Raw genomic sequence first — 20938 nt, forward strand, 5'->3', positions numbered from 1 at the left:
GATTATGAATACGATTATTGAACAATCATTTTCTGTACCCTTCAAATATCAAGTCTGCTTCTCAGAGGATATTTTCTCCGTGGAAAATAAAATATTTGTTGACCTATTGGCCAAAGGCAGACATGCCAAGGTTCTGTTCGTTGTGGATAATGGAGTAGCAGAAGCTCACCCGCAGTTAGTAGCACAACTGAAAGCCTATGCTAATGCCCATTCTGAATTCTTTTCTATTCCATGTGAGCCTATTATCGTAGTAGGAGGAGAAGCATCCAAAAACGATGAAGCGATCTATAAAAAGATTGTCGAAGCAACTCATTTATATGGAATTGACAGGCATTCTTACATCGCGGTGATCGGCGGTGGTGCAGTCATTGATATGGCTGGCTTTGCCGCTGCTATTTCCCATCGAGGAATACGTTTAATACGAATCCCTACTACGGTTCTTTCACAAAATGATTCTGCTGTAGGTGTGAAAAATTCTGCAAATCTTTTTGGCAAGAAAAACTACTTAGGGACTTTTACACCTCCCTATGCAGTTTTGAACGACTTCAATTTCCTTAAAACCCTAGACGATAGAGACTGGAGATCTGGAATTTCTGAAGCTATCAAAGTGGCTTTGATCAAGGATTTAAGCTTTTTTACTTGGATTGAAGACCATTCCGCTGCTCTTGCAAACCGTGATATGGTTTCAATGCAAGAATTAATCATTCGGTGTGCACAGATGCATTTGGATCATATCTCAGGCAAAGATCCATTTGAATTCGGCTCTTCCAGACCTTTAGATTTTGGTCACTGGGCCGCACATAAGTTGGAGCATTTGAGCGATTTTAGAATTCGTCATGGCGAGGCTGTAGCGATAGGCATTGCTTTGGATTCCACCTATTCCTATTTGAAAGGATGGATTAGTGAAGCAGATCTTTTAAGAATTATCACCGTATTCAAGACCCTTGGATTTGAGCTTTTTGCCCCGGAATTAGGAGGTGAAAATCTTATCAAAGGACTTCAGGAATTCCAAGAGCACCTAGGTGGTCAACTTACAATAATGCTGTTGAAAGCATTAGGCAATGGCGAAGAAGTCCACGAAATGGATCACGATCTGATTCATCAATCCATAGAATTACTCAAAAGTTTCAACCAAAAAGAAGATTTGGTTAATAGTTAATTCAATACAAAATCAGCCTTATTCATGGAAATCAACGATTTTCACCTCAGTTACTGCAGCAATATTCACCCAGGAGAAAGCTGGGAGGCAACTTTCGAAAATCTTAAGAAATACATTCCGGAAGTAAAAGAACGATTGGATGTGGATAAGTCCTTTGGGATTGGCTTGCGTCTTTCTCATGAAGCAAGTTTAGTACTTGAGAAAGCTGACCAACTCTCTAAATTCAAGGATTGGCTAAAATCTGAAAACGCTTACGTATTCACTTTAAATGGCTTTCCATATGGAGACTTTCATCGAACTACCGTAAAAGATCAGGTACATTTTCCAGACTGGACTACTACGGATCGTCGTGATTATACCATTCGATCATTCAGAATCTTAGCACAGCTCTTGCCTCAAGGGCAAGACGGTGGGATCTCCACCTCACCCATTTCCTACAGACATTGGTTCAAATCTGAAACTGCATTAAACGTAGGAATGGAAACTGCCACGCAGCATTTGCTAGAGGTTGTTGCAGAATTGGTGGAACTCAAAAAACAAACTGGCAAGTCGCTTCATTTGGACATAGAGCCAGAACCAGATGGAATTCTCGAAAATTCCGATGAAATGATCTGGCTATTTTCAGATTGGCTGCTACCGATCGGGAAACCTTGGCTTGCTAAGAAACTTGACATTTCTGAGGATAAAGCAGAAGAGATTTTGAAGGAGCATATCCAAGTTTGTTATGATGTTTGCCACTTTGCGATAGTCTATGAAAAACCTGCAGATACTTTTGCCAAATTTGAGAAAGCTGGAATCAAGATCGGCAAGATTCAAATTTCGGCAGCTCTGAAAGTGATGATCCCTGCAGAACCGGAAGCAAGAGATTTGGTCAAGTTGAAATTATTGCCTTTTGAGGAATCTACTTACCTGCACCAAGTAGTAGCGAGAAAGAAGGATGGTAGCTTGGTATCCTATTCAGACTTACCAGAAGCACTCAAAATCTTGAACACAACGGATGAAGAAGAGTGGAGAATCCATTTTCACGTCCCGGTATTCTTGGATAATTATGGGGCATTAGCATCCACTCAAGATCAAATTTCAATTGTGCTAAATGAAATTTTAAAAAACCCAACTTTAACGAATCATCTTGAGGTAGAAACCTATACATGGGAAGTATTACCTGAAGACACACGTTTAAGTTTGGGAGAATCCATCTCCAGAGAGCTGGAATGGGTAATTAACAAAATGAAGTAAAATGAAGAAGACTGTTGTCTTAGATATAGTTGCACTTTCTCCGAGAGTAATCGGCGAGCATACGCCCTTCTTAAAAAAGTGGATTGAAAAAGGAAAACGAGCTGTTGTAGAGCCGGTTTTACCAGCAGTGACCTGTTCTGCCCAATCCGTTTATTTAACAGGAAAGTGGCCAAGTGAAAACGGTATTGTAGGCAACGGTTGGTACTTTCAGGATGAATGTGAAATCAAGTTTTGGAGGCAATCCAACAAGTTGGTGCAATCTCCTAAGGTGTGGGAAATCCTAAAGAAAGAAAACCCTGACTTCACAGTTGCCAATATGTTCTGGTGGTACAATATGTACTCCAGTGCAGATTATGCAGTGACTCCAAGACCACTTTATCTGGCCGACGGCCGGAAGGAACCCGATTGCCATAGTCAGCCAATGGAGTTACGCGATAGACTTCAGCAAGAATTGGGTCAATTCCCGCTTTTCTCCTTCTGGGGACCAAATGCTAATATTGCATCCAGCAAATGGATAGCTGAAGCTTCCAAAAAAGTGGACGAGTGGCACAATCCAACATTGAATCTTATCTACATTCCTCATTTGGATTATTCACTTCAGAAGTATGGGATTGATTTTGGCAAAATTGGTAAGTACCTGAAAGAAGTAGATGAGCTCTGTGAGGACTTGATCACATACTTCGAAAAGCAAGGAACTCAGGTGATTTTACTGTCCGAATATGCGATTACGACAGTGAGCAAACCTGTTCATTTGAATAGAATTTTTAGAAATCAAGGCTGGATTCAGGTAAAAGATGAGCAGGGATTAGAAACTCTAGACCCAGGAACTTCCAAAGCTTTTGCTGTGGCTGATCATCAGGTTGCCCATGTGCATGTGAATGATCCAGCTATTTTACCACAGGTGAAGAAGATACTGGAAAATACTCCCGGTGTGGAATTGGTACTGGATGAAGAAGGTAAAAAGAAGCATCACTTAGACCATGAGCGCTCAGGTGATTTGGTTGTGATGGCGGACAAAGACTCTTGGTTCACTTACTATTTCTGGCTGGATGATGCTAAAGCACCAGATTATGCCCGCTGTGTGGATATCCACAAAAAGCCAGGTTACGATCCTGTAGAGTTGGTTTTGAATCCTGATATTAAGATCCCAATGCTTACTGTCGGCTCAAAAGTCCTGAAGAAAAAACTGGGTTTCCGATACTTGATGGATGTAATTCCTTTGGATGCAACTTTGGTAAAAGGAGCCCACGGCAGATTGAGTGAGGATGATCTGGATAAACCCCTCTTGGTGTCTCAAAATGCTAGCTTACTCAATTCGGACACGATTCAACCTACGGAGGTATATGATTTGATATTGCAGGCTGTGAGGGGATGAGGGTTTTGAGATTGAGGATTTGAAGTATTTTATAACTAGGAGACTTTGGCCCAGAAGCGTTTTCTTTTTCATGCTCTAATTGTTAGAAAACATACGTATTCTTTGCTTTATCTTAATATCTGCTCTATTTGGATCATCTTCCTGACATCAGAAAGACGAACTGCCCCAGACTACTTTTTCTTTTTAGTTGCCTTTAGGACTTTCTTTTCATCACCATCGAGTTTTCGCTGAAGCTTTTTTACATCCTCAGCAGGAAGTAGATTTTCAGGCACAATTCCTCTTTTGGTAAGCATATCTCTAACTGCAGTATTATTATCAATGTGTTCCTTTTCAATTTTTGATTGGCCTTTCAGGTCTTTGTTTTGCACATTCAAACCAGTCATCTCTGCCGCCAGATCCTTGGCTTTGATACTGATGGTTGGTAAAAAATCTGCAACAGGTCGACTTTCGGGCACACCCATTTTTCGTTTGAGCGTCTGGGTATTTAATCGAAATAATGCCTGATCGCCTTTGCTTCTGATAATAGCGAATCCCTTACTATCCACACCTCTTTCATACAAGATGCCTGACAGCTGCTTTTCTGTTTGGCTGAGCTTTTCTCTAGCTTTCACACGTTCGTATTCCAAAAGACGCTGCTCAACCAGCTCAGCTCTACGGGTCTGTACGGCAAAGTAATTTTGAGCAAATGAAATCTCCTCTTTACGACTATCACCATTTTGTGCGACTAGATAGCAAGCATAACGAGTAAGTAGGATGTCCTCTATCTCTTTTTCTGCACCCTTGGGCATACGGATCGTTTTCCTGACGTCAGGAAAATGATATATCACCTCTTCACCGGCATTTTTGCACGCATCTTTGGCTTTTTGGATTACTTTTTCAAAGTTTTCCCACTTGCTGTAACCCAAGAGGTATTGCAATTCTCTTGCGCTCCAACATTCTACCCCTTCAATTTCCGCCGCAGCTGCTTCAAATTGAAAAAAAAGGGCTTTAATTTCTTCTGATTTCATGTTCTTTCTAGGTTAAAAATGAGTTTCAATAGCTAATTCTTTGCAGGAGAATATCAAGTGATTTTCTGCATATCAAGAAGGTCAAATTCGAGATGGGTTAAGAAACTAAATCTAATCCATCACAATCATTTTACAAATCAGTCTATCATAATTCATTCTTTCATACGTTCTCACTTCATTAAGCTCCAATTCCCTATTTTTGAAAAAAACTTATTCATGCGTCTTACCAGCACTCGAACTATATACTTTCCCCTTTTATTGATTTTAGCATTCGCCTGCGGCAAAAAGGAAGAAGGCTGCGAGCTTTCTTCGGAAATCATAAATCAGGATCTGACTGTCAAAATCACCAGATTGGAACAGGATTTTTTCACTGCCAAGACAGTCACAGAATTTAAGTACCTCTTTGAGGCTCATCCAGAGTTCACGAAGGAATATTTGCAAATGGATCTTTATCCAAGTCCTGATAGTTTAGCCGCCGAGTTGCTAGCTATTCATCAAGATTCATCCATGAAGGTGCTATATGATTCTGTGGAAGTAGCTTTTAGAGATTTTTCAGATGTAGAAAAAGATCTTGAAAATGCTTTCAAAGCCATCAAATATTACTTCCCACAGTTTCAGGTGCCTAAGGTTTACACGTTTACTTCTGGATTTAATTCGGACTTAATCGTGACAGATGATCTGATCGTGATTGGACTGGATTATTTCTTAGCTCCTACTCATACTTTTCAGCCAGAACTTCCGCGCTACATGGCAGAGCGCTACGATCGTCCATTCATAGTGCCTATGATTGTGATGGCTATTTCGGCGAGATTCAATGAGACCAACCCGCAGGACAATAGGTTGCTGGCAGAGATGATATATTATGGTAAGACATATCATTTCACTAAAGCTATTTTGCCTTGTACCTCTGACCAATACATTATCGGATACACGCCAGAAGCAATTTCAGAGAGCTTTGACAATGAGGAATTGATATGGTCACACTTTGTGGAAAATGAATTACTCTACGAAACCAATCCCTTCGAAATCAGAAAATACATAGGCGAAGCGCCATTTACAGATGCTATCAGCACCAAAGCTCCAGGGAGATTAGGGCGTTGGTTGGGCTGGAATATTGTGGATGACTATCAGTTCAATCAAGATGTCGCGCTGGATGTGCTAATGGCAGAACCTGATGCGGAGAAGATTTTTAGAAAATCGGGGTATAGACCTAGGAAGGTGAATGAGTGAAGTAGAAATTTCTCATATATGAACCTATGTGTATATGTAAATAAAAAAAGCGGACTTCAAAAGAAGCCCGCCTTTACACTAAACCCACCAATTCTTATTCAGGTAACATTACTTTATCAATTACATGGATAACTCCATTGGTTGCATGAATATTCAACATAGATGAAACCAAGTCGCTATCATTTATCATCAAATTAGGAAGGTCAACCGAAAGGCTTTTACCTTCTAACAGTGTAGGAAGGCTTGCCCCATCACGTAAATCTTGGGAAAATGCTCTTGCTGGCACTACGTGGTACAGAAGCACACTTGTCAATAAATCAACATCAATATCATCTACTCCGCTTACACCAAGTGCTGCATACAAATCTTCAAACGCAGCATCCGTAGGTGCAAAAACAGTCAAATCATCTGAGGAATCACCACTGACTGCATCTACCAAACCTGCTCTAGATAATGCTGCTACCAATTGTGTGAACTCAGGAGTGGAAGCGGTTGTACTACCCACAGCGATCTCTGCAATACTCATTGTCGGAGCTGTAATCACATAATCCAAGGTGTGGATCACTCCATTACTTGCCATTTTATCCACTGCAGTAATCATCGTATTACCGTTGATCCATAGACCGCCGTTCGGATCTGCACTTACGTAGAACTTCTCTCCAGTCAGCGTAGAAACTGGACCTACTGCTACGTCTCCTGAAGTAACATTTCCAGAAACTACATGGTAGCTTAAGATATTAGCTAAATCTGTGTTGCCAATTAATGCCTCTGCGGTCAAATTATTGTCTGTAATAAAATCTCCAAATGCAGCATCCGTAGGTGCTAAAACTGTAAATGGACCTGTTCCACTAAGATCATCGCCTAATTGTGCAGCAACAACAGCAGAAACTAAAACTGTAAAGTTTGAATCATCTACTAATACATCTACCACATCATCTGATGTAGGCATTATGTCATCATCGTCATCGTCACATGAAGAGAAACTGATTGTGACCATCATTGCCAGAGAAAGGGATAGTAATCTCCAGACATTCATCTTTAAATTTTTCATCTTAGTTGGTTATTGGTTATTAAATAAGTTGGAACATTGAAACTCACCAACACCAATTTGGTTTTAAGAAATGTCAATTTTTTAGAAAAAAATAATTCACATATAGCTAATAGACAGCCTGTTCAACAGTATAAAAATTTATATAAAAGGCTTTATTCGTTTATAGAGGTTAAAAAACTGCTAGGTAATTACATTTTGAAATTCTGTAAGAATTGTATTTCTATAGGATAAAAAAGCTTGTTTTTCTGTCTAAGAGCTACAGTCAGTTTACATCCAATTTTAGGAAAATCTGCAGAGATTTGAATAACGAGACGTCACACTCGATAGGTGAAAAATTGAATTAAGCGCTAAGAATAAAAAGTTCATCCTGCGAATTAGGAGGATTTTTACCTGGTTCTACTACCTGTTTGAGATGAGAAACTGCATGCTCTTTACTGAAATATTGCTCAGCCAAACTCCTTGAATTTTCACCCATTTTCAAAAGCTCCTGTGGGTTTTGCTCTAATTCTTCAAGCTTTTTAAATGCTGATTCTATTTTCGTAGGTAAGCAAGAAACCCCAAGCTGATGGGTTTTGACCAAATCAAAAACCCATCCTTTGTGATTGACCAAAATGGCTTTTCCCGCAGCCAAAGCATCAAAAAACTTATTAGGACTGTTTGTCTTTAATACCGGTAGGTGTGCAAAAGATATCCAGGCAAAGTCAGACAAACTGAGTACCTCATTGACTTTTTCTTTAGAGCCAAAGGGGATAAAATGTACATTAGAAAGCAATTTATCAGAAGCAATTTCCCATAATTGATCAGCATGACTTCCTTCTCCCATGATCAGAAACTGCCAGCTTTTACCTCGCTTCTTAGCCATTTCAGCTAGATTCAAAAGTTCATCGACAGCATTTACCCGCCCCAATGCTCCTGTGTAAGCAATCGTCAAAGCCTTAGAAAGACCATATTCCCTCAGCAGAATCTCATTCTTCTCCATAGGATAAAATCTATCCAAATCTGAAAAATTTGGGATCAAATGAACTTGCTGCATAGAACTAACTTTACGCAAGTGATCTGCTATTCCTGGAGAAAGTGCGACAAGACTCATGGCGCCCTGATAGATCTTTTTCTCCATAGAAATCAACATTCGCTTCAAAAGCGGATTCTGAATAGCACCCACTTCTATAGGTGCTTGAGGCCAAAGATCACGTACCTCAAAAATGTAAGGAATAGCCAACCTCTTCTTCGCCCATAGCCCCAATAATCCTGTGGTGAGCGGAGTGGAAGTAATGTATAATAAATCGTGCCTTGGCAGTTTTACAATCAGCTTTTTTGCTTGGCTTATGTAACTCAAAAAGGATAAAACACGCTTGAAAAATCCAAATTTCTGATCATAGCTCACTGGAAGGTAATGAACTTTAATTCCAACTATCCATCGCTGATCATAGTCAGTTTGTGTTCCTCCTGTGATCATCTCTACATCATGTCCTGCCTCCACCAATCCCTTTGCCAAGTGATAGGATCGCACCGCACCTCCTTCATCAGGAGTCCTGAAATACTGATGGATGTATAGAATCCTCATAGTCTATGCAATTTCACCCATTCTCCCAGAAGAAACAGGTTGTAGAGTGTTAAAAAATGATGTTTTACTCCCAGTTCAGGTTGTGTCGCCAGGGATCTCATCTTCGGAGAGAAATGGGTCCCATGAGTTAGTTCGAAAGCTTTTATACTAGCGAAAACACGGTTGGCGAATTCACCATTTTCAGCAAACCATTCCAGTAAAGGCAATCCAAATCCCATTTTCTTGCGCGTGGAAATCCAGGTAAGATCGAGTTCATTTAAGTATTTCTTAATCCAAGGCTTCCCTTTCAGCAATTCCTCGTCTTTTATATTTCTCCATAAATCCAACATGGATGCATCCAAATAAGGCGCCCTTCCTTCTATGCTATGCGCCATCAAGGCGTTGTCCTGAATTTTCAGCACATCTTGAACCAAGTAAATCTGCCGGTCAAAATTCAGCATCTGTGTATATTCAGGAAGGTTTTTGTCAAAAACTCTATCGTAGTCTTCACTCAAATCGTCTGGAATAGTATCTAATGCTGAAAAATTAAGAAAGGTCTTACGAGGGCTTGACTCTACAGCTGAAATGAATTTCTGATAACCTCTTCCAAGAGGAAACTTTCCCAGAATTCCTTGAAACTTTAACAGGAAATCTTTTCGCTTTTGGTAAACATCAAATGCTTTGTGACGCTGATATCCTCCCCAAAGCTCATCTGCTCCAGCTCCAGAAATTAAAACTTTTACAGACTTTTTTGCTTCTTTTCCTATCATCCAATTTAGAAATCCAGCAGAATCTCCGACCGGTTGATCCACACTAAGCAAATAGTCATCCCAGTTCTCCCAAAAGGTTTTTTGCGTTATTTCTATGAGATGATGTTGAGATAGAAATTGCTTTGCGAAGCGACTTGCGGAGTTTCCGTCGGAATATTTCTTTCGATAGTTATGCTCAACTTGAATGGTATAAGAGGATAGTGGCGTTCCAGTTTCTTTGTACCATAGCGCGTAAAGTAAGGAACTATCTGCGCCTCCGCTGAGCTGAATTCCTACAGGTACATCTGCATGGAATTGGTTCAAAACAGCATCGGTCAGTGTCTCTTTGAAGTTTTCAAAGGTCGGTTCGGTGGAAAGTTTAGATTGACTGCGGATATTATTCCAATGAAATGCTGAATGACTAGAGATTTTGCTGTATCGCTCAGGCTTCCATTCGTGAATTCCCTTAAAAAAAGTATTCCCCAAAATCGGCGCTCTGAGATAGAAATAAGGTTCTATTTGCCTGGTATCAAAGGCTGAATTTTTTAGTGTTTGAATACTTCTACATTCTGAAGAAATAGTGAGCACATCAGGATTTTGAGCATAATAAAGGGGTTTTTCTCCATTTTTATCACGTGCTACCAGCACAGATTTTTCAGCCAAATCCACAAACATCAAGGCAAACATGCCATTCATTTTCTCTAGTCCCTCTGTGCCAAAAACCCGAAGCAAATGAAGCACTACCTCAGTATCAGACTGGGTGATAAAAGTAATCCCTATTTGAATAAGGAGATTGCGGATTTCCTGATAGTTATAGAGTTCTCCATTCCAGATCAACAACGATCTTTCATCGGAAGACCAAAATGGTTGATCTGCTTCAGAACCTGTGTGTAAGATTTTCAGACGATTCACTCCTATCCATAGTCCAGGCCATGGACTGAAACTCGCATGCTGATCTGGGCCCCGATGCCGACTTTGCTGAAGCATAGTAGTAATCGCTTCCTCATTCGCTCCTTTGCCCCAAATCAGATGAATTCCGCACATTATTCTATTGTTTCAACTTTGGTGATTTTCCCTTGATTTTTCTCAAAATACTTGCACAAATGCGTCAAGGTGCATTCTTCACACTTGGGTCTTCGCGCCAGACAAACATATCTTCCATGCAAAATCAGCCAGTGATGTGCAATATGTACATACTCTTTGGGGATGTGACGGATGAGTTGCTTTTCTACTTCCAAAGGAGTTTTGGCGGTTTGTGAAACAAGCCCAAGTCTTTTCGAAACGCGAAAAACATGCGTATCCACTGCCATATTTGGCTGATTCCAAACAACCGAAGTGATCACATTTGCGGTTTTCCTGCCCACCCCGGGGAGCTTGATTAATTCTGGAACCGTGGAAGGAACTTCACTCCCAAAGTCCTCCACCAACATTTTACCCAAACCTAACAGGTGCTTGGTCTTATTGTTCGGGTAAGAAACGGTTTTGATGTAAGGAAATAACTCGTCAAAATTTGAAGCCGCCAAAAACTCAGGCTCTGGAAACTTCTCGAATAATGCCGGTGTGATTATGTTGATCCGCTTATCTGTGCACTGTGCAGAAAGTACAACCGCCATCAATAACTGAAAGGGATTTTCATATTGAAGTTCCGTCTCGGCTATGGGCATATTTTCACGGAAGTGATTGATGATGGCTTCGTACCTCTCTTTTTTCAGCATTTTAATTTTATCTACTAATGGCTTCCTGCGAATTTAAAAGATGTGGTGCGCAATCCCATTTTTGAATAGAAATAGGTTAGATAATAGCAATAAAAAAAGGAAAAAAGCTATAATTCCACAGAGAGTTAAACTTGGTAAACATGTTAGCAAACATTTTATAAATTGGAATCTCATCCCTCACCTACCTATGAGATTTGCCGTATTAACCTTACTCTTTTGCTTTACACTCACTATTTCCGCATACTCCCAATCCCGTCCCAGAGACCTTGGGATAACAATCGGAATCTTGCCGGTCGGGGAATATAATGCAATCACCGATGTACCTGGCGTGAAAGTGGGACACCTCACTAAAATAGATGGGAATAACATCCGGACAGGCGTGACAGCTATTTTACCACATGGTGGAAATATCTTTCAGCAAAAAGTACCTGCGGCGATATACGTGGGAAATGGTTTCGGGAAACTTGCTGGATCCACACAAGTGCAGGAACTCGGCAACATAGAATCTCCCATTATTCTTACTAACACGCTAAGTGTGGCTGCAGGGATCGAGGGCGCGGTAAGGTATTCTTTGGAACAAAAAGGAAATGAAAATGCCCAATCTGTGAATGCTATCGTCGGAGAGACGAATGATGGCTACCTGAATGATATCCGCGGAATGCATATTTCCTCCGAAGAAGTAATACAGGCAATAATGTCTGCCGAATCTGGAATAGTAAGTGAAGGAAATGTAGGAGCAGGGACAGGCACGGTTTGCTTTGGCTGGAAAGGGGGCATAGGAACTGCTTCCCGTAAACTCCCTGAGAGTTTGGGAGGATACACGGTCGGGGTGCTTGTCCAGACAAATTTTGGTGGCAACCTTCAGATTGATGGAGTCGCTGTAGGAGAAAAATTAGGGAAATATCCTTTTCGTGATGCATTGGAGAAATCTGATGGTAGCTGCATGATAGTTGTGGCTACTGATGCTCCTGTGCTGGACAGAAACCTAGAGCGAATGGCAATGCGTGCCATGATGGGATTGGCCAAAACTGGCGGAATCGCTTCCAATGGCTCTGGCGATTATGTGATTGCATTCAGTACGGCTGAGGGGCTTCGAATTCCGTATGAGTTGGAAGCCCAGACGTTGGAAAAAGCCGAATTCATACAGAATGACGATATGTCTTCGCTTTTCATGGCTGTGATTGAAGCGACAGAAGAGGCGATTATCAATTCGCTTTTCGCAGCTGAAACAATGACGGGTAAGGATGGCCATACCGTAGCAAAACTTCCAGTGGAACAGGTAATGAACTGGATGAAATAGAAATCATACTATGACGACAAAAAATACTAGTGAAAATTTGGTAGACGAAGATTGCTGCTCTCTGGATGCAAAGGTAAATCGACATCCTTCCGGGGAAGGCCATTCCGAAGACGATGGGCATGATCATTCACATGGAGACCCAAGTTCTTTCCAGTTTTTTCTTCCTGCGATTTTTTCTTTTGTATTGATGCTCGCGGGCATTTTGATGGACAATGTTTTTCCTCAAAATTGGTTCACAGGCTATATAAGACTAGGCTGGTATCTGGTAGCCTACCTTCCTGTTGGTCTTCCTGTATTGAAAGAAGCTTTCAAGAGCATTATCAAGGGAGATGTGTTTTCAGAGTTTTTCCTGATGGGAATTGCGACTTTAGGAGCTTTTGCCATTGGCGAATATCCTGAAGGAGTGGCGGTGATGCTGTTTTATTCCGTAGGAGAAGTTTTCCAGGGCATGGCAGTCAGCCGAGCCAAAACAAACATCAAAACTTTACTAGATCAGCGACCTGACGAGGTGACGATTTTGGAAGGAAATAGGACCAAAACCATCAAGGCTTCGACCGCTAACATCGGAGATATCATTCAACTGAAGCCAGGTGAAAAACTTGGTTTGGATGGTGAGCTCCTTTCAGAAAAAGCTTCCTTTAACACCTCTGCTTTGACAGGAGAAAGCAAGCCGGATTCCAAAGAAAAAGGCGCTGTGGTTTTGGCAGGGATGGTGAATCTGAATACCGTCTCCCAAGTCAAAGTAACAACGGCTTATACGGACAGTAAGCTCTCCAGAATTCTGGAATTGGTACAAAATGCCACTGCGCAGAAAGCACCAACTGAATTATTCATCCGGAAATTCGCCAAAATCTACACGCCTATTGTAGTCTATTTGGCGATAGCCATCTGTTTCCTTCCCTTTCTATTTGTGGACGATTATGTCTTCAGTGATTGGTTATATCGTGCATTGATTTTTTTGGTGATTTCCTGTCCTTGTGGGTTGGTGATCAGTATTCCTTTAGGATATTTTGGGGGAATTGGAGCTGCCAGTAAAAATGGAATTCTGTTCAAAGGAAGTAATTTCCTAGACAGTCTCGCCGAGATCAAAGAGGTAGTGATGGACAAGACAGGTACGATGACCGAAGGGGTTTTCGATGTTCAGGAAGTTCATCTTCAGCCTGAATTTGAAGGCAGCAAAATTCTTGAATTTGTCAATTCGCTTGAAAGCAAAAGCACGCACCCAATTGCCACAGCGATAAAGAATCATGTGGGAGAGATTGATTCCGAGATAATTCTAGAAAACGTAGAAGAAATTGCTGGACATGGCTTGAAAGCTTATGTTGACGGCAAGGAATTACTTGTCGGGAATTTCAAGCTGATGGACAAGTTTGACATCCCCTATTCTATCGATCCAAGCAGCATAGTTCACACTTTAGTGGCGATTGCCTACGGAGGAAAATTCGCAGGTTATTTAACTATTTCGGATAAAATAAAAGCGGATGCACAGACGACCATTGATCGCCTAAAATCTATGGGTATAGGCATCACGATGCTGAGTGGCGACAAAAACAATGTGGTCAAGTTTGTCGCTGAAAAGCTAGGTATCCCCAATTCCTTTGGCGACTTGCTCCCAGAAGATAAAGTAGAAAAAGTCAAGGAGATTAAAGCTCAAAAAGGAACAGTTGCCTTTCTAGGTGATGGGGTAAATGATGCGCCTGTGGTAGCTATTTCGGATGTGGGGATAGCAATGGGAGGTTTGGGATCTGATGCTACTATTGAGACTGCGGATGTAGTAATTCAGGATGATAGACCGAGCAAAATCCCGATGGCGATTTCTATTGGGAAAAAGACCAAGCAAATTGTATGGCAGAATATTGGTTTTGCTTTTGGGATAAAAGTCATTGTGCTTGTGCTGGGAGCGATAGGAATGGCGACCATGTGGGCGGCGGTTTTCGCAGATGTAGGAGTGGCTTTATTGGCTATCCTAAATGCCATACGAATTCAGAGGATGAAGTTTTGAAAATATATGCTAGGTGTGAGATGTCGGGTGACCGATGCGGCTGAAAGTAAAAATCTTTTAACTAGTAAGGTTTGTAGGTGGTAAAAAGTAAAATGTTTCAAGTTAAATGGGGACTATGAAAAAGGTAAATATTAACGAGAAATTTGAGATGATTAAGGAGCTTTGGACTCCAAAAATCATTGGTGAATTGAACGGTCAGGACGTGAAGCTTGCAAAAGTGAAAGGTGAGTTCGTTTGGCATAATCATACCGATGAAGACGAGCTTTTTCTGATTGTGAAAGGCTCGCTCAAGATTGATTTTGAAGGAGAAAGCGTCACGCTGAACGAAGGGGAAATGCTGGTCGTGCCACGAGGAGTAGAACACAGACCCGTAGCAGAGGAGGAAGCTTGGGTGCTACTTTTCGAGCCTCAAAGCACCAAACACACAGGTGATGTCAAATCTGATTTGACTGTGGATAAGTTTGAGAAAATATAGATGTGAAGGAAAATATGAACCTCCTACTCAACGAATTAAACTTTTTAATCGATGATTGGGATGATAAAAATATGATTTAAAGAAGTTTATTTAAGTAAAACCCCCTAGCCCCCTTTGTAAAGGGGAAATAGCTCATTTGGAACACTTTAACTCTAACTAAATGAGTTTACATATAGAGATAAAATACTGATATAGGTTTACTGAACCTAGGAACTTCCTAAGGCCAGAACGATGCAATTTTAAGTCAAATAAATATTTTTTTACTACCCTATTAAATTACTAGGATTTAGCGTAAAATTGCAGCTTAATTCATAGGCTTGAAAGCACTTACTTACACTTCTATTTTCCTTTTTCTGAGCTTTTTACCTCAGGCATCCATAGCTCAGAAAGATGTGACTCATCAGCAACTTATCTGGTACGGGTATTTTCTCACCCTCCCGATTGATGATAATTGGTCTGTAGTAGCTGAAGTTCAGGAGCGACATTTTGTCAAGCCATTTGCTCAACATCAACTTTCCCTACGCGCTCATGTAAACCGTAAAATTGGTAAAAGCGGATGGGTCGCTACAGCTGGTTTTGCTACCTTTTTTCAAAGCCCCAACAATCCCCGTTCAGAACTGGATCTGGTAGAGCCTGAGCTTAGAGCTCATATCGAAATGGCCTATAAGCAGAAGTTTGAAAAGCTTACGGTTGATCATCGGTATAGGGCTGAAGCTCGATACTTTCATTACCTGAATCTGGAAAAGACAGAATTGGCAGATTGTTATTATTTCGGAGCTTTCAGATTCCGTTACCGCATTACGGCATCCTACCCTATTTGGAAGATCAAAGAAAATCAAGTGCTGAAGGTAATTGCAGGGGATGAATTGATGGTCCAAGCAGGCAAAAAAGTTTCTTACACCTTCGACCAGAATCGATTAAGTGCCGGTTTGGGCCTGTCAATTTCTCCTGGATTGAATGTGGAAGCCACTTATCAAAAGTGGATAAATCAGCGTCAAAATGGAGCTTATTTCAATAGAGACATAGTACGAATCGTGGTTAATCACAGACTGGCCACGATAAAGACTCAGAAATAATTTACACTTTTTTTTATAACTGCTGGCCTTCAATTGACCAGCCAATTTCCGCTTATCAGAACTCTTGGTATTGATGTGGTATTTTCTCTTATTTTTACTAAAACCACTATCACAACCAACTTTAATCATATGAAAAACATCTTTACTAAAAATGTAGCATTTGGCTTTTCATTGCTACTCCTATTTTTAATCAATTCAGTAAATGCCCAAACCATTGCAGAAAATGGAATGGTCGTATCTGATAATGTCATCGCTTCACAGGTAGGCGTCGACATTTTGAAAAAGGGAGGAAATGCTGTCGACGCAGTAATCGCTACGGCTTTTGCACTGGAAGTCACTCACCCAGAAGCAGGGAATATTGGAGGCGGTGGTTTTATGGTTTTCATGAAATCAACGGGAGATGTGACCACATTCGATTTTCGTGAAAAAGCTCCTTTGGCAGCAAGTCCAACCATGTTTCTTGATGAAAAGGGTAAGATAAAAGACAATTCAAATCATAAAGGACTGTTGGCTGTAGGGGTACCAGGGACGGTAGCGGGACTTTATCAAGCACATCAGAAATACGGCAAATTGCCTTGGGCTGATTTGGTAAGACCATCAGTCGATCTTGCGAAGAAAGGATTTACCATGACCTATGGTTTATACAATGCAGCCGTGAGAGTATCAGATAACGATCCTTCAGAGGATATCATGAAAAATTATTTCCGAGGAGAAAACGGTGAAATCGTAAAACCAGGCGAAACTTGGAAGCAACCTGCCTTAGCCAAAACTCTTGAACAGATAGAAATACATGGTCGCGATGGATTCTATAAAGGTGTAGTCGCTCAGGAAATTGAAGACTACATGAAAGCCAATGGTGGAATCATCACCAAAGAAGATTTAGAAAAATATGAGGCTGTGGAGCGTGAACCTGTACAGGGGACTTTCAATGGCTATGATATTTATTCTATGCCTCCGCCAAGTTCAGGAGGAGTGGCGCTGATCGAGATGATGAATCTGATGGAGGAAGCTAATATCACAGAGATCGAATTCAACTCTACGGCCTATGTTCATTTAGTTGCTGAGGCGATGAGAAGAGCTTTTGCAGATAGAGCTGAGCACCTAGGAGATCCTGATTTCAATCCTGAAATGCCATTGGATAAATTGCTTTCGAAGGATTTTGCAAAAAAGAGATTTGAAAATCTGGACTTGAACAAAGCTTCCATTTCTGATCCTGCCCAGTATGGACATCCTTACGGCGGTGACCACACCACTCATTTTTCAGTTGTAGACAAAGATGGCAATGCTATCTCGATGACCTATACCTTGGAAAATTCCTATGGCGTGAAAATGGGATCTGATAAATTAGGCTTTATTTTCAACAATGAGATGGGGGATTTTAACCCTGTTCCTGGTCAGACGACTTCCACCGGTCAAATCGGTTCCGACCCTAACTTGGTTGCTCCTGAGAAACGTATGCTTTCTAGCATGACGCCGACAATTGTAGCGAAAGACGGCAAGCCTTATTTAGTAATCGGTAGCCCAGGAGGAAGAACAATCATCAACACGGTTTTCCAAACGGTGCTGAATGTCTTGGCTTATGATATGCGCATCGATAGAGCTATCGAAGCCATGAAAATCCATCATCAGTGGCTGCCAGATATGATCTTATATGAGCACAATCTACTTTCTCCAGACACACGGGATGCGCTTCAGAAAATGGGGCATACACTCAGACCGACTACCAATATTGGTGTCTTGATGGGCATCACCTACGATGCCTCCACCAAACTATACACAGGGGCTTCTGATTCTTCCAGTGAAGATGGAGGAGCGAGAGGATATTAATAATACTGTGGTTATGTTTATTTATATCAGTAGTGTTACTTTCTTTGGTTGATTGGCAGGAAGACCGAAGACAGAAGTGGCCTCAATACCAATGGAATTACCAAATCATTAATGGTTTAGTCACTTTAAATAGAAGAATTACAGATAAAATATAATCGTGGAAAAAGATACAGGCTTAAGAAGAGAGATCGGTGTATGGGGACTCTCTGCTAACATAGTAAATATCATTGTCGGTGCAGGAATCTTTGTCTTGCCGGCGATTGTTGCCGAAATCATGGGTACCTCAGGAATCTTTGTTTACCTATTCTGTGGGTTTCTGATTGCTTTGGTGATGCTGTGTTTCGCCGAAGCAGGAAGCAAAGTAACCCGATCAGGAGGAGCTTATGCGTATGTGGAAACGGCCTTTGGTCCTTACACAGGCTTTTTAGCTGCTGTATTCATGGTGTTGGGATCTGCTTTTTCAGATGCCGCCGTGGCAAATGCCCTGGTAGAATTAATTGGATTAGCCTTTCCAGTTTTTACTAATCAAATCATCCGCGTTTTACTTTTGTTTTTAATTTTTGGCGGGTTGGCTTACCTAAATGTCATCGGAGTCAAACAAGGAATTGGCTTAGTAAAAATCAATACAGTCGCCAAACTAACGCCGTTGGTTCTACTGATTTTCTTCAGTTGGAAGGATGTTTCATTCGCTAATCTTTACATCGAGAACGCACCATCCTTCAAGAATTTTGGTGCAGCTTCTCTGATCTTATTCTTCGCTTTTCAAGGTGGTGATGCTGGACTAACTGTAGGAGGAGAGATCAAAAACCCTCAGAAGACGGTTCCTAAGGCTATTTTTATTGGGATAACCTTCGTCCTTGTACTTTATATTCTGATTCAGACAGTTTCCCAAGGAGTGCTGGGTGCTCAATTACCTGATTTCAAGGAAGCTCCTTTGGCATCGGTCGCCAACGTTGTCTTCGGACCAATTGGCTACACGCTACTATTAATTACTGCTGGAGTCTCCATGTTTGGTATGCTGAGTGGAGAAATTCTCAATATGCCTCGGGTAGTTTTTGGCCTAGCCAGCGACCGCATTATTCCTTTGGATAAACTTGCAGCTATTCATCCACGATTCAAAACACCTTATTTGGCGATTTTGCTTTATGCAGGAATTGGTTTTACGCTAGCAGCCGTGGGAGGATTTCGCCAGTTGGCAGTCATCGCTTCAGCAAGTATGCTTCTGGTTTATTTTGGCGTGGCCCTATCAGTTATCAAACTGAGGAAGATGGATAATGCCGATTCCGGAAATTTCAAAATACCTTTTGGATACACTGTTCCAATCCTTTCGGCTGGAATTATTCTCTTTTTCCTATCTAACCTGACAGGATATGAGAAGATCGGGATACTAGTATTTATTGTAGTTCTGACATTGATTTACTTTTTGGTAAAAGCTGTTTCAAAGGGCAAAAAATAAAGAAATATGAATATCCGACATGATACTTGTCATCGGGCTGGAAGACAGATGACCGAAGTAGCTCAATTCTAGATTTTACCCTCAATTATCTAGCTTTTGAATCTCTTCTAGCAGAAAAGCGGATATTTAAAAAATAATAAATAAACTAACCTATGGGACTATTTTGGAATCTTATCCAGCAAAGCCAAATTCAAGATCATAAATCCAAAGCTGAAACACTCGAAGCCAGAGTGAGGAACTTGGAATGGGAATTGGCTAATACCAGAGAATTACTGATCAAAACCCTTAAGATTCTCGAAGAGCAATCCGGCAAAGACATTGACGGAGACGGGAAAATCGGTTGATTCCCCGTCTCACCATCCTAGTGGAGCTAAAAAGTAACTGAGCTGAATTTTCAATCCTCTTTAAACTTATAAGTCAGCAATCTTGGATTGACTATCAGCTGCACCCAACCCCAGTTATTCGTGTTTGATGAGCTTGTTCCACCTTTCAACGCACTCATACTTTCTGTGGCAAACATCTGCGAATAACCCACATTCATTTTGATGTTTTTGGCTAAGCTTTTAGAGAAAACCAGATCGAATTCTGTTCCCAAACCCTTTCCCAGATCATTTGCCAAATCCGCATTTGCAGAGAAATAGTGAGCATTCAGCGCGATGCTTGATTTCTCTCCAGTCGGGACTTGCACCTTTCCATAGACATCATTCAAGCCCACGCTATTTGCATGATTTCCCACATAGAAGTAATCCATGTAGCCATTGAATTTGTGGTTTGTTCCGTATAGCGGAAAGAAGGATTTGTTTTTACTTTCTCCACCCTGGTCAGTTCCACTTAGGGATTCAAAACCCAGAATAAAAGCCACTTTCCCCGGTTTGTATTTGGCCTCGATCATATACTGATATGCGGAAATGTCTGTAGATGCATTTGCCTTCCCTGATTGCAAGTAAGCCGAACCCGTCACGCTAATAGCCGATAAGGGAAAGGTAAAATAGGTACCAGTAGTTTGTCTGTAATACAATCCATCTGTTTGCGGAACTGGGTCGCTGGTGTATTTCTGAAAACCATTATTCATAAAGAGAAAGCTCAAAGTAGCCTTATCCCATGCCTTGGTGAGGTGCGCCATTTGCATCACTTTGTAGGAGAAAAAGCCAGTAATTGCATAATCACTCCCAAGAGTTTTTTGATTTTCCTGATTGTATGCAAAAGCGAAATCGAGCTTAAACTTATCCTTGGAATATTGGAGCAATGCAGCATCATGAAACCTCCCCTGCATGGTCCAATCCACTTCTCCTAGAATTCGCTGATCATCGTAGGAGATGACCTGTCGGCCAAGTTTGATCGCCCAGTTTGGAGTGAAAGAATAACGAAACCAAGCTTGAAAAAGGCTAAAGGAATCGTTACCATCTACAGCACTGAGCTGCTGTGTATCTCCCCAAGTACTGACATCCTGCACACTGAAATAGACCTGAAGTTTTTCGTCTTGGTATCCCAAATTCAACCTTGAGCGCTGTGTGACAAATGCTGCTGCTTTTGCATCATTTGGAAAAAGATTTCCATAACCGTGTCTGTATTCGAAGCGCGGTCGGATATCAGCGTTGAGTGTAAACTCCTGAGCATCAACAATTTCAATTGACACTAGTGAGATTAAAATAAGTAGTAGAAATTTTTTCATAGGTCTAAGAATTGAAGAGTGACGCTTATCAAATGTATAGATTTAAGACACTCATTTACAGAGCT

At 41.1% G+C, this 20938-nt stretch carries 17 protein-coding genes; 11 read left to right on the forward strand and 6 right to left on the reverse strand.

What is annotated here, in order from left to right:
* Window positions 1–4: 4 nt before the first annotated feature.
* From BM291_RS17115 to BM291_RS17125, 3 genes are read left to right on the forward strand one after another with little or no spacing between them, the layout of a single operon-like run.
* On the forward strand, window positions 5–1159 hold the full coding sequence (locus BM291_RS17115; protein WP_175499735.1) for a 3-dehydroquinate synthase: 1155 nt from the start codon (window positions 5–7) through the stop codon (window positions 1157–1159).
* A 24-nt stretch (window positions 1160–1183) separates the two neighbouring features.
* Window positions 1184–2395 (forward strand): metabolite traffic protein EboE, encoded by a 1212-nt coding sequence (gene eboE / locus BM291_RS17120; RefSeq protein ID WP_092899675.1) that lies wholly within the window; start codon window positions 1184–1186, stop codon window positions 2393–2395.
* 1 nt (window position 2396) lies between these two features.
* Entirely contained in the window at window positions 2397–3770 is a 1374-nt protein-coding gene (locus tag BM291_RS17125) for an alkaline phosphatase family protein (RefSeq protein WP_092899677.1), read from the forward strand.
* Between the two features lie 170 nt (window positions 3771–3940).
* On the opposite strand, the gene dinD is transcribed toward BM291_RS17125, so the two are convergent.
* On the reverse strand, window positions 3941–4777 hold the full coding sequence (gene dinD, locus BM291_RS17130; protein WP_092899679.1) for a DNA damage-inducible protein D: 837 nt from the start codon (window positions 4775–4777) through the stop codon (window positions 3941–3943).
* A 216-nt stretch (window positions 4778–4993) separates the two neighbouring features.
* Here dinD and gldB point away from each other — a divergent pair, with 216 nt between their 5' ends.
* Window positions 4994–6007 carry a gliding motility lipoprotein GldB gene (gene gldB / locus BM291_RS17135; RefSeq protein ID WP_092899681.1) on the forward strand — a complete coding sequence of 338 codons (1014 nt, stop codon included), beginning with the start codon at window positions 4994–4996 and terminating at the stop codon, window positions 6005–6007.
* A 94-nt stretch (window positions 6008–6101) separates the two neighbouring features.
* Here the strand turns inward: gldB and BM291_RS17140 are convergent, their stop codons facing one another.
* From BM291_RS17140 to nth, 4 genes are all read right to left on the reverse strand, one after another.
* On the reverse strand, window positions 6102–7058 hold the full coding sequence (locus tag BM291_RS17140) for a fasciclin domain-containing protein (protein WP_092899683.1): 957 nt from the start codon (window positions 7056–7058) through the stop codon (window positions 6102–6104).
* A 340-nt stretch (window positions 7059–7398) separates the two neighbouring features.
* Window positions 7399–8622, reverse strand: coding sequence for a glycosyltransferase family 4 protein (locus tag BM291_RS17145; protein ID WP_092899685.1), 1224 nt, complete (start codon window positions 8620–8622; stop codon window positions 7399–7401).
* The gene (gene asnB, locus BM291_RS17150) at window positions 8619–10394 is read right to left on the reverse strand and encodes an asparagine synthase (glutamine-hydrolyzing) (RefSeq protein ID WP_092899687.1); all 1776 of its coding nucleotides are present in this window, start codon (window positions 10392–10394) and stop codon (window positions 8619–8621) included. Before asnB ends, BM291_RS17145 begins: the two co-directional genes overlap by 4 nt.
* Window positions 10394–11065 (reverse strand): endonuclease III, encoded by a 672-nt coding sequence (gene nth / locus BM291_RS17155; RefSeq protein WP_092899689.1) that lies wholly within the window; start codon window positions 11063–11065, stop codon window positions 10394–10396. The genes asnB and nth overlap by 1 nt, the downstream gene beginning before the upstream one ends.
* Before the next feature lie 187 nt (window positions 11066–11252).
* On the opposite strand from nth, the gene BM291_RS17160 reads away from it, so the two are divergent.
* From BM291_RS17160 to BM291_RS17190, 7 genes are all read left to right on the forward strand, one after another.
* Complete coding sequence (locus tag BM291_RS17160; protein WP_092899691.1) at window positions 11253–12365, forward strand: P1 family peptidase; 1113 nt, start codon at window positions 11253–11255, stop codon at window positions 12363–12365.
* Between the two features lie 10 nt (window positions 12366–12375).
* Window positions 12376–14367: a heavy metal translocating P-type ATPase gene (locus tag BM291_RS17165; protein ID WP_092899693.1), complete on the forward strand. Its 1992-nt coding sequence runs from the start codon at window positions 12376–12378 to the stop codon at window positions 14365–14367.
* 115 nt (window positions 14368–14482) lie between these two features.
* Window positions 14483–14842, forward strand: coding sequence for a cupin domain-containing protein (locus BM291_RS17170; protein ID WP_092899723.1), 360 nt, complete (start codon window positions 14483–14485; stop codon window positions 14840–14842).
* Window positions 14843–15159: 317 nt separating this feature from the next.
* A complete protein-coding gene (locus BM291_RS17175; protein WP_175499736.1) occupies window positions 15160–15918 on the forward strand; it encodes a DUF2490 domain-containing protein in 759 nt (252 codons plus the stop codon).
* Window positions 15919–16047: 129 nt separating this feature from the next.
* On the forward strand, window positions 16048–17745 hold the full coding sequence (ggt, locus tag BM291_RS17180) for a gamma-glutamyltransferase (protein WP_092899725.1): 1698 nt from the start codon (window positions 16048–16050) through the stop codon (window positions 17743–17745).
* 157 nt (window positions 17746–17902) lie between these two features.
* Window positions 17903–19201: an APC family permease gene (locus BM291_RS17185; RefSeq protein ID WP_092899697.1), complete on the forward strand. Its 1299-nt coding sequence runs from the start codon at window positions 17903–17905 to the stop codon at window positions 19199–19201.
* Window positions 19202–19353: 152 nt separating this feature from the next.
* Complete coding sequence (locus tag BM291_RS17190) at window positions 19354–19545, forward strand: hypothetical protein (protein WP_092899699.1); 192 nt, start codon at window positions 19354–19356, stop codon at window positions 19543–19545.
* A 50-nt stretch (window positions 19546–19595) separates the two neighbouring features.
* On the opposite strand, the gene BM291_RS17195 is transcribed toward BM291_RS17190, so the two are convergent.
* Window positions 19596–20873, reverse strand: coding sequence for an alginate export family protein (locus BM291_RS17195; protein WP_092899701.1), 1278 nt, complete (start codon window positions 20871–20873; stop codon window positions 19596–19598).
* Between the last annotated feature and the right edge of the window lie 65 nt (window positions 20874–20938).

The organism is Algoriphagus aquimarinus (genome assembly GCF_900112005.1).
Taxonomy (GTDB): Bacteria; Bacteroidota; Bacteroidia; order Cytophagales; family Cyclobacteriaceae; genus Algoriphagus; species Algoriphagus aquimarinus.

Coding starts and splice junctions, on each gene's coding strand:
- BM291_RS17115 (WP_175499735.1), top strand. CDS start 5: ATGAATACGATTATTGAACAATCATTTTCTGTACCCTTCAAATATCAA.
- eboE (WP_092899675.1), top strand. CDS start 1,184: ATGGAAATCAACGATTTTCACCTCAGTTACTGCAGCAATATTCACCCA.
- BM291_RS17125 (WP_092899677.1), top strand. CDS start 2,397: ATGAAGAAGACTGTTGTCTTAGATATAGTTGCACTTTCTCCGAGAGTA.
- dinD (WP_092899679.1), bottom strand. CDS start 4,777: ATGAAATCAGAAGAAATTAAAGCCCTTTTTTTTCAATTTGAAGCAGCT.
- gldB (WP_092899681.1), top strand. CDS start 4,994: ATGCGTCTTACCAGCACTCGAACTATATACTTTCCCCTTTTATTGATT.
- BM291_RS17140 (WP_092899683.1), bottom strand. CDS start 7,058: ATGAAAAATTTAAAGATGAATGTCTGGAGATTACTATCCCTTTCTCTG.
- BM291_RS17145 (WP_092899685.1), bottom strand. CDS start 8,622: ATGAGGATTCTATACATCCATCAGTATTTCAGGACTCCTGATGAAGGA.
- asnB (WP_092899687.1), bottom strand. CDS start 10,394: ATGTGCGGAATTCATCTGATTTGGGGCAAAGGAGCGAATGAGGAAGCG.
- nth (WP_092899689.1), bottom strand. CDS start 11,065: ATGCTGAAAAAAGAGAGGTACGAAGCCATCATCAATCACTTCCGTGAA.
- BM291_RS17160 (WP_092899691.1), top strand. CDS start 11,253: ATGAGATTTGCCGTATTAACCTTACTCTTTTGCTTTACACTCACTATT.
- BM291_RS17165 (WP_092899693.1), top strand. CDS start 12,376: ATGACGACAAAAAATACTAGTGAAAATTTGGTAGACGAAGATTGCTGC.
- BM291_RS17170 (WP_092899723.1), top strand. CDS start 14,483: ATGAAAAAGGTAAATATTAACGAGAAATTTGAGATGATTAAGGAGCTT.
- ggt (WP_092899725.1), top strand. CDS start 16,048: ATGAAAAACATCTTTACTAAAAATGTAGCATTTGGCTTTTCATTGCTA.
- BM291_RS17190 (WP_092899699.1), top strand. CDS start 19,354: ATGGGACTATTTTGGAATCTTATCCAGCAAAGCCAAATTCAAGATCAT.
- BM291_RS17195 (WP_092899701.1), bottom strand. CDS start 20,873: ATGAAAAAATTTCTACTACTTATTTTAATCTCACTAGTGTCAATTGAA.